This is a genomic window from Pseudomonas sp. D8002 (genome assembly GCF_013385695.1).
Classification (GTDB): Bacteria; Pseudomonadota; Gammaproteobacteria; order Pseudomonadales; family Pseudomonadaceae; genus Aquipseudomonas.
Genome location: NZ_JACAPM010000019.1, coordinates 1 through 10653 on the forward strand (window position 1 = coordinate 1; position 10653 = coordinate 10653).

Sequence of the window (10653 nt, forward strand, 5' to 3'; positions counted from 1 at the left end):
GCCGTGCCGGAGTGCGGGCATGCCGAGCCTAGGCGAGGCACCGAGTGGTGGGGCAAAGACCTTTTGGTTACTTTTGGCTGGGCCGGCATTCCGGGCGTTTGCCAAAAGTGACCCGCTGTAAGAGCGGAACCATAAGTAGCCGTTACCGAAGAAACGGATATGTACTCAATCAATCAAACCACTCCCCCCGCTCAAGAAACGTATTCCGAATCATCTCCACCACCCACCCCACCTCCAGCGGATGCCGCACATCAGCACTCACCCCCATCCAGACCTGCCGCTGCATCGCCTCCAGAAACACCCCATCCAACGCCGTCAACCCACGATAAAAACAACTCATGTACCGCGGCAACAACCCAATACACGCACTGCACCGAATCATCTCCAGCATCAGCGGATACGCTTCCACCCGCACCACCCCCGCCAGCCGCTGCTCCACCAGGCTATTCCACGGCCGCAGCGCCTCCACCTGCCGGTCCGGCTGCCACTGCACCAACATATAATCCGCAAGGTCTTCAATGCTGTCCGGCCGCACCGCCAACCGCGAATACCGCTTGGCAATATGCGGCGAATAATCCAACCGCGCCAACACCTCCGGCGCCCCAATGGCAAAACTCGGCCCCGCCCCCGGCGAATCCATCCCCGACAACCACACCACCACATCCGCATCCAGCGCCTGCAACCCCAACTCGCTGTCGATGGAAATGATCTCCAACCGCACACTCGCATTGCGCCGCAACAGGGCAATCAGGTCCCGCCCCAGAATGTCATGCAGGATCGACTCGGCAACCGCCAGCCGAATCAACGGTTGCTCCAGCACCGGCAAGCGTCGCTCATGCGCCAGGGCAATCAACTGCGCCTGCAACTGCTGCCCTTCACGACTCAGGGCCAGGACATTGCCCTGATAGCTGAACAGCGAACGCCGCAGTTGCTCTTCCAGCTGCGCCAGGCGCTTGCGCAACTGCGTGGCCTTGATGTTGAGGCTGCGAGCCGCCTGCATGAAACACCCACAGCGGGCGCTGATCAGGAAATACTGCGCCACCTCGGGCTCGATGGCGGCCGCCAAGGCCAGCCAGGCCTCGCGGGATTCGGTCGACGCACGATAAGGCGCGACGCCGTGGGGTACAGCCGGTTCAACAAATACCATGGGAGACTCCCTGTCTTGTGGGTACTGTGCATCCAATGCGGCGATACGGTTTTTTACTCCAGCACCTTGTTCAGCTCGGCGCCGTCGATACTCAAGGTCGCGGTATTGAGCATGCCTTCCAGGTAGGCCTTGGCAATCTGCTCCTGGCGTTGCGCACGCAAGGCCTCGGTCAGGCGGCCACGCAGTTCATCCAGCGTGGCCGTGCGCGCCGGTTGTTGCCCAGTGAGTTTGAGCACGTGAAAACCCGCCGCACTCTGCACCGGCTCCGACACCCCGCCCGTCTTGAGCCGCGCCACCACACCGCGCATTTCAGGCACCAATTGCTGCAATGGCTGCATCCCGGAATCGCCACCGCGCCGGGCGCTGTCGGGGTCCTGGGAATACTGGCTGGCCAGGGCGGCAAACTCGCCCGGCGAGGCCTGCGCCTTGCGGCTCAACTCCTGGGCCTGGCGGCGCACATTGTCGACGGTTTGCGGGTCGCTCACGGCCAGGAAAATCTGGCTGACCTGGTACAACGGCGGCGTCACCCATTGTGCCTTGCCGCTGTCATAGGCTTGCTGCAATTCAGCGGCGCTGGGGTAATCCGTCGGCACCTGGCTGACCGACAACATGTAGTCGCGAAACACGATCTGCTCGGTGGCGGCGCGGGTCTGTTGCTCCACCTCCGGGCGCTGCCGCCAGCCCTGGGCATCGGCCTGTTCAAGCACGGCCTTTTGCGCCAGGCGCGAACGCAGCCAGGTTTCCAGGGAGCCACGGTTGCCACGCAACTGCTCGCGGGTTTCCGTCGGCAAGGCGGCCAACACCGACTTGAGTTCGGCGAGGTCGATCTGCTGGTTGCCCAGGCGCGCCACCGCCGGCCCGTCCTTCACGGCCACCGGCGCCGGCTGCTGGGCTGCGACCGGGTCACTGCCCGGCCGCAGGCTCAACCCCACCGCGACCGCCAGCACCACCAGGGCGCCAGCGCCGACCACCAGGGCTGGTTTCTTCACAGTGCAGGCGCCTCTTCGCGCGCGTCGACAGCAGGCGCGGACCCGGCCTGGAGCTGGGCGGCTTGCTGGCTGTATTCACGCAGGTAGACGATGAATTCCTGCAGCAGGCGGTCCCACAATTCCAGCTGATTGCGCAAGTACGGCGCACCCACGCCGGCGGCCACCACGTCCATCTCCATCAGCAGGAACTCACCCTGCAACGACAACCGCGCAAAACGTCGGGAAGCGTTCCAGACCTGGGCCAGCCCCTCGGGCAATTCGCCCTGCACCCGCAGCGCGCAGCTGTAGGTGAAGTCCACATAGCTGCCCTGCTCTGCCGCCGGGTTGCCGAAACGCACGGCGAAGCCGATGCCCTGGCTTGCGCTGAGCAATTGCACGATGCCGTTCTGCTCGGTCTGGTTGACTCGGTAGCCGGCTTCCTGCAGCAGCTCGGTCAAGGCTTGCGGGGTCACGCTGGTGATCAGTTGTACGTCGCTCATAGGGGTCTCTTCCTTGTCGATCAATGATTAGTGACGGTCTGTGGAGCATCGAACCGATTAAGGTAAAGGCCGTCACCAAAACCCTGGGCGAGTTCCTCGAACTTGACCCGGGTGCTGCTGGCGAACGGTTGGCGGATGCTCATCACGTCGGCCACGTCGATTTTTTCGTAGGCCGTCAGCAACTGCTGGGCCACGTCGTACATCTGTTGATTCTTGACTGAACATTGCTGCACTTGTGTGTCACGTTCCGTGAGTTGCGCCTGCAAGCGTGCGCGCTCGGTTTCTTTGCCCCGGGCGATTACCAGCAAGTCTTCATAGGCTTTCTTGAACTTGCCCACCTGCTCATTGCTCGCGGCCACCTGGGCCTGGGCCTGGCTGTGCAGGCTCTGTTGCTGGCCCACCAGTTGCTCGGCCACGCCACGGGTCTTTTCCAGTTCGGCGGTCAGTTGCTTGACCTGCGCCTGGGCCTGCTTGGCCTGGGTTTCGGCGGCGATGCGTGCGGCACTGGCCTGGGCCTGCTCGCTTTGCAGCGCCTGCAACTGCTGGGTGGTGCTGCGCAGCTGAGTGCGCAGGCGCTCCTCCATGCCTTCAGCCGAAGCGCCGGTGGTAACGAGCAGTAGAAGCAGGCCGCAAATTCGCGTGTTCATGAGCTTTCTCCGGCGCATCAGAAGCGCGTGTTGAGTTCCAGTTGCATGACATCCACTTCAAACGGCGCGCCATACACTTCGGAGGCGCTGAGCCAACGGGCACTGGCGTAGATGTTCTTGTCGAGGCCGTAGTTGGCACCGATGAAATAGCCCTTGGCGTTGGTGCCGCCGAGGTGGAACGAGGAGTCGTTGAAGCCGTCCGGCAAGGCATCCGGCTGGATGTATTTGTAGCCGGCCAGCACGTTCCAATCGCCCTTCTTGCGCATCTCCAGCGCACTGCCGAGGGTGAACTGCACCAGCAGCGCATTGCCGCCACTTTCAAACTCGCCGTCGCTGTTGAGGTTGTTGACGATCTGGCCTTCGCTGCGCTTGAGCATCTCGCCCTTGTCGTAGGCCAGGTTGTGGATGAAGTTGGTCTGGCTGCGCAGCTTGAGGTCTTCCGGCAGCTCGCTGTCCCAGGCCAGGTTGAGGTCCAGCACGTTGAACTTGGACGCCAGGCCGACGAATTGCGGTTGCGGGGTCAGGCCAGGCGTTGCCGGGTTGGGGGTGATGTCTCGCAGCAGGAACACGCTGTTGCCCTTCTGCATGAAGGCCAGGCGCGTGCCATCGGTATCGCACGCCGGCTGGCCGGCCCACGGCGAGCAAGGGCTGGAGCGTTCGCCCTGGATATCGCCGAAGTGGTAGTAGGCCATCGAGCCCTTCAGGCTGTTGCTGCGGTTGATCTTCCAGTCGGCGCCGATCTGCCCGCCGAACAGCCATTTGTTTTCGCTCTCGTCCTTGTCGAAGCCGTTGGTGGTGGCGGTGTCGGGGCTGTACTCCACCGGGAACGCGCCGAGGGTGCCGAACAGGCCCCAGTCGCTGTTGAGCTTGTGGTTGAAGATCGCCGCCACACCGTCGAAGTTGAGGTCGCCGGAATACATCATGTCGGTGGAATAGAACGGGTTGGCAAAACGTCCGGCGGTCAGGGTCATGTAGTCGGTGGTCTTCCAGGTGAGGTAGCCCCGGTCGAGCCAGATGTCTTTCTTGCCGAAGCCGCCGCCCAGGGTCTGGGTGGTGGACACCGGGTTGTTGTCGTTGCCGGTGCCGAGGCGGATGCCGGCGGTCCATTCCGGCGAGATCACGGCTTTCATGCCCAGGCGGGCGCGCAGGCGGAACAGGTTCTCGCGGTCTTCGCGGGTGTTGAGCAGCGGCGGCAATTTGGTGTTGGTGTTCTTGTTCACGTCGTAGGGGCCGCTGTCGTTGAGCTTGGCGTAATCGACGATTTCATTGCTGTTGTTGCCCGAGAAATAGCGCGACTCATCCCGCAGGCGAATATCGCCGTCGAAGCTGATGCGCGAGACCCACTCCGGGAACGTGTTGGGCTGGGCCCAGTTTTCCTGCTTGGCGGTGGCCATGACCTCGGCCTTGACCTGGTCGCGAATCTGGTCGCGCACCGCTGCCGGCACGTACTGCACCCGCACATCGCCGGGGGCCGCAGTTGGACCTGCCGCTACTGCCGTGGCGGTGCTGGCCTGACGTGCCTGCTGAGCCTCTTTTTCAGCCTGGGCGATCAGCCCGTCGGCCTGTTCCTGCTTGAGCACACCTTGCTGCACCAGCAGGCGGATCAGGTTGATCGTGGCGTTTTCCGAAGGCGCGGCGGCGGCCGTCGCCTGGCCGACCAGGGTCGCGATGACCATGCCGACCGCCAGGGTCAATCGATTCACGTGGGAAATCATCTGCACACAACTCCTGTAGAAAACTGCAAAAAAGGGTTCGATCAATCCGGGCGCCGGCCCTTGAGGGACAGGCGTACCGGCAGGGTCATTGAGGTGGGTGTGCGTTCCTTCAGCCGCGGTGTGGCACGCAATGCGGCCAGCACCTGGGCGTCGGTGTCGGCGTCGCCGCTGGACTTGGCCAGCTCCACGCGCGTCACCTCGCCGTCTGCGCTCAGCCACAGGTCGGCCTGCACCGTGTAGGCCTTCTTGCGCAGCTCCGGGTCTTCCCGCAGCAGGCGCTGGAACACCCCGGCCAGGTACTGCTTGAACGTCCCGGTACCGAGCCCGCCACCACCGGAACCGGCCATGCCGCCGCCCTTGCCGGCACCGATGTTGAAACCGTCGGTACCGGACTGAGCGTCGCCGTCGATCTGCATCGGGTTGGCCAGGTCGTCTGCTGGCGAAGGCGGTGCCTCTTCCTCGGGCTTGACCTCGTCGGGGGTCGGCGTGGGTTCCGGCTCGGGGATTTTTTCCTGCACCTCGGGCTCCGGTTCCTTGGGTTTTTCCGGCGGCGGTGGTGGCGGTGGCGGCAACGGAATAATCGTCGGCACCTTGGGCGCTTCACGGCGCACGCCACTCATGTCATTGGCCCACTGCCAGAGAAACCAGGCAGCCACGGCGCCCAGCAGCAGGCCAATGCCCCACTTCAGCGGGCGCAATGGCGGCTTGTTCTTGAGGGGCGTCGGCGTGATCGGCATCTGTGCGGTCATGACTCAGCCCTGGCTCGGTTTGCCGGTGACCAGCCCGACCTGGGACAGCTCCAGGCGACGCAGCAGGTCGAGCACTTCGATGACCTTCTGGTACTGCACCATGGCGTCGCCGCGCACGATCACCGGGAAGTCCGGGTTCAGCGCTTTCTCGATGCGCAGGCGCTCTTCGAGTTCAGGCAAGGTCACCGGGTAAGCGTCGAGAAACACCTGGCCGCCATCGTTCACCGAGATGGCCTTGGTCTTGGCCTCGGACAGCGATACCGAAGCACTGGCCTTGGGCAGGTGGATCTGGATCCCCGAGACCTGGGCGGTGGCGGTGAGGATAAACATCACCAACACCACCATCAGCACGTCCACCAGGGGCGTGATGTTGATGCTGTCGACGGGTGCGTCATCGTCATCGTCGTGGGAGGCATTCACGGAAGCCATGCTGATTCTCCTCAGGCCGGGACGTGGGCGTGGTGGTCGCGACGGTGCGCCGCTTCACTGTGCTGGCTCTCGCCGTGCATCTCCGCCAGGCGGGTGATGAACTCGTCGACGAACACGCGCATGTCGGCGCTGACTTCCTTGTTGCGGGTAATCAGGCGGTTGTAGCCAAACAGCGCGGGGATCGCGACAAACAGGCCCATGGCCGTGGCCAGCAAGGCCGCCGCCATACCCGGGGCGATGGCGTTGATGTTCACGTCGCCGGCCATCGCCGTGCCGAGGAACACCACCATGATCCCCAGCACGGTGCCGAGCAGGCCGATATACGGGCCACCGGCAATCGCGTTGGAGAGGGTCGACAGCTTGGCGCCGAGTTGCTGGTTTTCCCGGGTACGCACGCCGTCCATGGAGCAGCGGATGGCTTCGATGGTGGCTGCCGAGACCGACGAGGTGTCGGCGCCCTGGGCGCGGCGAGTGCGGATTTCCTTGACCGCGACCCGGTACAGTCGCCACAGCGAGGAATGGGTCAGGCGCTCGGCCAGCAACGCGTCGTCGTAGTACATCTCCAGGCGCGTACCGATCTGTGCGAATTGCTCGCGGAAGATATCGTTGGCAGCACTCACGCGACTGACCTGGCGGTTCTTGCGGAGCATGATGAACCACGACTGGAACATCATCCCCACCAGCACCAGGATGATCACCCAGGCATCCACCGGCACCGCCTTGAGCAGGAACCCCAGGCTGCCGAAGCCGAAGCCCGACTGTTCTTCATCCACGCCATAGGCCACCAGTTTCGACTCGGCGCCCTGGGCCGTGGCATCGGCCAGCAACAGGGCTGCCGGGCGCGCGACCTTGGACAAGCGCAGTTCGTCCATGGCCCCGGTAAACGGCAGGTGCCCGCCGGCGGCTTCCGGCAAATCGGCACCGATGGCCAGTGGCGAATTGAACGCCGGCATCGCCACTGCGAGGGTCGCGGTCTCACGGCCGTTGACGTACAGCGAGACCTTGTCGCCCTCGGCGGTGAACGCCAGGTGCTGCCATTGGCCGGGGTTCAGCGGCTGGGTCGAGACGGCGCGCTGGCCGTCGATTTCAATAAACGGCATGCCCTGGTTCAAGCCCAGCAACAGGCTGTGGGCGCCCTCGCGACGGGCCACCACCACTTGCTCGCCGCTGGCCTGGTCGACCCGCAACCAGGCGCTGAAAGTGAAGGCGCCGCCCGCTGCGTGTTGCAGCGACGGGCTGGCTGGCAGCAGCAACGGCTGGCCACTGAACTGCAAGGCCCGGCCGATCACGCCGTCGATGCTCGCACCGGTGGCGTTTACGGCAGTGTTGCCGTAGGCCGTGGTGTCCCGGGGCGGCGTGCCGTTGGCGCCGTCGAAGTGGTAGAGCGCGGTGTAGTTCGGGTCGAAGGTCAACTGGCCGTTGGCGGTGGCCGGCGCCTTCTGGTTGCCGTAGTACATCCACAGGTCCTGGCGCTGGCCGCCTTCGACCTTGGGCACATCGACCCAGATCAGCGCCATGCCCATCAGCGGGTCGAAGCTTTCGATCTGGTGGTTGAACACGGTCTTGTCATCGGCGCTGACAAAGCGCAGGTCGGCGCCGTCGTCCTTGACCCCGTCAAAGGTGAAGTTGCCGGTGTGCAGGCGCACCAGCAACGCAGTGCGGCCCAGGGCCTGGCTGATGGCTGCGCCCTGGGAGGTGGTGTCCACCGTGATCTGTTTACGGTAGTGCCAATCGTCCTGCCACCAGGCATGGGCGGTGGCCGGGAGCGCGAAGCCCAGGCAGATCAACAGGCTCAGAAATAGGCGTTGCATGTCAGGAGTCTCCGAAAAAAGGGGTCAGAAAGTCGCCTGCACACTGAAGTGCAGTCGCGAGTCCTGTTTCTGGGTATTTGGGCCTTCAAGCAGCGGGTAGCCCCAATCCAGGCTGCCGGACAACCACTTGCTCAAACTGGCGCGGGTGCCGAGGCCGACACTGGCCAGGCTGTATTCGTCTTCCTGCTCGGGCAGCGGGTCATGCAGGCGCAGGCGTGCGCCTTCGGCAAACGCATAGAAGCGCCACTCCTGCACGTAGCTGCCGAGGAACTTGGCCAGGGACGGCGTGCGCAGCTCCTGGGACAACAGGTAGCCTTCGTCGCCGGTGCGCTCGGCGGCGAGATACCCGCGTACCGACGTAGCGCCGCCAGCGGAATATTGCTCGTTGGACACCAGCGGCCCCGAGGCCAGCTGGAAGCCGGCCTTGGACGCCGACTGCCAGTCGTTGCCGAAGGTGTAGGTGTAATTCAGGTCACCCTTGAGCACCGCAAAACTCGGGCTGGCCTTGTCACGCTTGTACTGGAACTCCTCGGCGTCGCTGCCGTAGCCGAAGAACGCGCGGGTACCCACCACCAGGCTCAAGCCCAGCCCCAATTGCGACTGCTCGGTGTAGCGGTAGCCGTTGTAGCCGAAGGTCAGCGGTGCGTACTTCAGCGGGATATCGTCCGTGCTGCCGCCAAACTTCATCTGCTCCTTGAAGTCCTTGAAGTCGACCCCGGCAGAGAACGAATTGGCCCAATTGCCACTGGCCGGCAGGCTGTAGATCGCCGACACGCCATAGGAATGGCCCTTGCCCAACACGTTGCTGCCGCCGATGGTGGCGATGTTGCTGTCGGACTGATAACCGGAGAACTGCAGGCTCCAGCGATCACTCAGCGGCGCGGTGTAGGAGCCCGACCAGACCTTGGCGTTGTCGCTGTCCTGGGGCGCGGTGAAGTAGGTCAGGGAAATGCTGTGGCCCAGTTGCCAGAGGTTGTCGTAACCCAGGGTCGCGACGCTGCGCAGCTCCTTGGTGTCGGCGCTGTAGTCGTTGTTCAGGCCGAGGCTGGCGTGCCAGGGGTTCTGGTCTTCCACCTGCAGGTCGACGTCCATGGTGCCGGGGCGCTGGCCCTCGCGGACCAGCGGCGTGACCTGCCGCCCGGCGCTGCGATTGAGGCCGGCGAGTTGGGTTTGCACGCTGGTGAAATCCGGAACCGCGCCCTCCTTCAAGCCGCGTACTTCGTCGCGGATTTCCACCGGCGAATAGTGCTTGGCGCCGACCACGCGGACGCGCCCGACCTTGGTTTCGCTGACCTGCAGGTAGACGATTCCGTCATCGACCTTCTGCTCCGGCAGTTCGACGAACACCGACTGATAGCCGCGTGCCTGATAGATCTTCTGCAAGGCATCCCGGGCGCCTTCGATGTCGGCGAGGGTCTTTTGCGGGCCGAGAAACGGGTACACCGCCTCTTCGATCGCACGAGCGTCGAGCACGGTGTTGCCGCGCACGAAGTACTCGTTGACGTCCACCAGCCGTGCCGGAGGCTCGGGCTGGGTGCCCTGCTCTTCGGCCTGTAGCGGTTGCGCCAGTGCACCCAGCGTCAGCCAGCACAGCGCCAGCGTTGATTTGAACAGATGCTCCACACCGCCCCCTGGTTTACTCAAGATGATTGCCGTCGCCGTTTGCCCGGCGTTTGGCCTGTTCAATTGCTGGATATCGAGGTGCTGCCGTGCCGGGCGAGCCAGGTGTGCAGCAGGGCGAAGTTCAGGGAGAACTCCGGCATGTGCAGCAAGGCGCCACAGAACACTTCATCGATGATTTTCTGGATCAACTGCACCGCCTGCGGGTTGTTCAGGAACGTGGCGATGTCGCGTTGCAGGAGGTTGATGCCCCAGACTTTCTGGTTCAGGTCGAGGCCGACGAACCAGCGGAACAGCAGGTTGTAGTTGAGTTGTTCGTGCAGTTGCTGTTCGTTGGGGACTGAGTACAGGAGTTGCAGCAGCAGGATCTGCAAGACGGTCTGGGGGGCGATCTGGGTGCCGGGTTGGGCCTGGAGCAGGTCGCGGTGGAGGTCGAGGATGTCGTCGATCTGCGGGCGCAGCAAGACCAGTGAATGGCCTGCGGGGATGTAGCTGGAGACTTCCTTGAGCGCGCCTTGCCAGTCGTCCTGGGAGACGATCCATACCCACGGTGCGCCATAGCGGTAGACCGAGACCGGTTTTTTGCGTGCGGCTTCGACGATCTTTGACAGGCGCTGGTCGAGCTCCTGCATGCCGACTTTCGAGTAACGTTCCATAGTTCCCATTCGCCCCACTCCTGGCATCCTGCTTGCGGCTCTGACGTCGCCTTTTTTGGCGGTGTTGAGCGCGTTACATAGCCAAGACGGGGGTCGCTGGGGACTACCGAACTTTTGTCATAAAAGCTTCTTTTTTGGGCGGGGTGAGGTGGGCATATCCGTTGCTGCGGTCAGGGCTGGTATTGGTTCCGCTCTTACAGCGGCTCACTTTTGGAGTGTTGTGAAGCAAAATCAAAAGTTAAAGCGGGCACGGTTCAAATGTGGGAGCTGGCTTGCCTGCGATGGCATCGCCTCGGTGTATCTGAAAAACCGAGTTGTCTGCATCGCAGGCAAGCCAGCTCCCACAGAAAAGCAGAACCACGGAGTGCGGGCATGCCGAGCCTAGGCGAGGCACCGAGTGGTGGGGCAAAG

10 protein-coding genes are annotated in these 10653 nt (G+C 63.5%); all 10 read right to left on the reverse strand.

All coding sequences use genetic code 11. The features are described 5' to 3' along the window. Nucleotides 1-169: 169 nt before the first annotated feature. Genes HX807_RS10975 through HX807_RS11020 form a run of 10 tightly spaced genes read right to left on the reverse strand, consistent with a single transcriptional unit; the run spans nt 170 to nt 10242 of the window. Entirely contained in the window at nt 170-1147 is a 978-nt protein-coding gene (locus tag HX807_RS10975; RefSeq protein WP_177049950.1) for a LysR family transcriptional regulator, read from the reverse strand. A gap of 53 nt (nt 1148-1200) precedes the next feature. Beyond that, the gene (locus HX807_RS10980; RefSeq protein WP_177049951.1) at nt 1201-2136 is read right to left on the reverse strand and encodes a peptidylprolyl isomerase; all 936 of its coding nucleotides are present in this window, start codon (nt 2134-2136) and stop codon (nt 1201-1203) included. After that, nucleotides 2133-2615 (reverse strand): YbjN domain-containing protein, encoded by a 483-nt coding sequence (locus HX807_RS10985; RefSeq protein WP_134326873.1) that lies wholly within the window; start codon nt 2613-2615, stop codon nt 2133-2135. The genes HX807_RS10980 and HX807_RS10985 overlap by 4 nt, the downstream gene beginning before the upstream one ends. A gap of 20 nt (nt 2616-2635) precedes the next feature. Then, the gene (locus tag HX807_RS10990) at nt 2636-3262 is read right to left on the reverse strand and encodes a hypothetical protein (protein ID WP_008430322.1); all 627 of its coding nucleotides are present in this window, start codon (nt 3260-3262) and stop codon (nt 2636-2638) included. A 17-nt stretch (nt 3263-3279) separates the two neighbouring features. Further along, nucleotides 3280-4977, reverse strand: a complete 1698-nt coding sequence (locus HX807_RS10995; protein WP_177049952.1) for a putative porin — start codon at nt 4975-4977, stop codon at nt 3280-3282. Nucleotides 4978-5018: 41 nt separating this feature from the next. After that, nucleotides 5019-5726 carry an energy transducer TonB gene (locus tag HX807_RS11000; RefSeq protein WP_032898546.1) on the reverse strand — a complete coding sequence of 236 codons (708 nt, stop codon included), beginning with the start codon at nt 5724-5726 and terminating at the stop codon, nt 5019-5021. 3 nt (nt 5727-5729) lie between these two features. Then, nucleotides 5730-6155 carry a biopolymer transporter ExbD gene (locus HX807_RS11005; protein ID WP_003211540.1) on the reverse strand — a complete coding sequence of 142 codons (426 nt, stop codon included), beginning with the start codon at nt 6153-6155 and terminating at the stop codon, nt 5730-5732. A gap of 11 nt (nt 6156-6166) precedes the next feature. After that, nucleotides 6167-7966, reverse strand: a complete 1800-nt coding sequence (locus tag HX807_RS11010) for a DUF2341 domain-containing protein (protein ID WP_134326877.1) — start codon at nt 7964-7966, stop codon at nt 6167-6169. A gap of 24 nt (nt 7967-7990) precedes the next feature. Continuing rightward, complete coding sequence (locus tag HX807_RS11015; protein ID WP_177050032.1) at nt 7991-9589, reverse strand: ShlB/FhaC/HecB family hemolysin secretion/activation protein; 1599 nt, start codon at nt 9587-9589, stop codon at nt 7991-7993. A 59-nt stretch (nt 9590-9648) separates the two neighbouring features. Then, on the reverse strand, nt 9649-10242 hold the full coding sequence (locus tag HX807_RS11020) for a transposase (RefSeq protein WP_177050034.1): 594 nt from the start codon (nt 10240-10242) through the stop codon (nt 9649-9651). Nucleotides 10243-10653 lie beyond the last annotated feature (411 nt).

What these genes read in the sequence shown, in the direction of transcription:
- HX807_RS10975 (WP_177049950.1), bottom strand. Translation starts at nt 1,147, where the DNA reads ATGGTATTTGTTGAACCGGCTGTACCCCACGGCGTCGCGCCTTATCGT.
- HX807_RS10985 (WP_134326873.1), bottom strand. Translation starts at nt 2,615, where the DNA reads ATGAGCGACGTACAACTGATCACCAGCGTGACCCCGCAAGCCTTGACC.
- HX807_RS10990 (WP_008430322.1), bottom strand. Translation starts at nt 3,262, where the DNA reads ATGAACACGCGAATTTGCGGCCTGCTTCTACTGCTCGTTACCACCGGC.
- HX807_RS10995 (WP_177049952.1), bottom strand. Translation starts at nt 4,977, where the DNA reads ATGATTTCCCACGTGAATCGATTGACCCTGGCGGTCGGCATGGTCATC.
- HX807_RS11000 (WP_032898546.1), bottom strand. Translation starts at nt 5,726, where the DNA reads ATGACCGCACAGATGCCGATCACGCCGACGCCCCTCAAGAACAAGCCG.
- HX807_RS11005 (WP_003211540.1), bottom strand. Translation starts at nt 6,155, where the DNA reads ATGGCTTCCGTGAATGCCTCCCACGACGATGACGATGACGCACCCGTC.
- HX807_RS11010 (WP_134326877.1), bottom strand. Translation starts at nt 7,966, where the DNA reads ATGCAACGCCTATTTCTGAGCCTGTTGATCTGCCTGGGCTTCGCGCTC.
- HX807_RS11020 (WP_177050034.1), bottom strand. Translation starts at nt 10,242, where the DNA reads ATGGAACGTTACTCGAAAGTCGGCATGCAGGAGCTCGACCAGCGCCTG.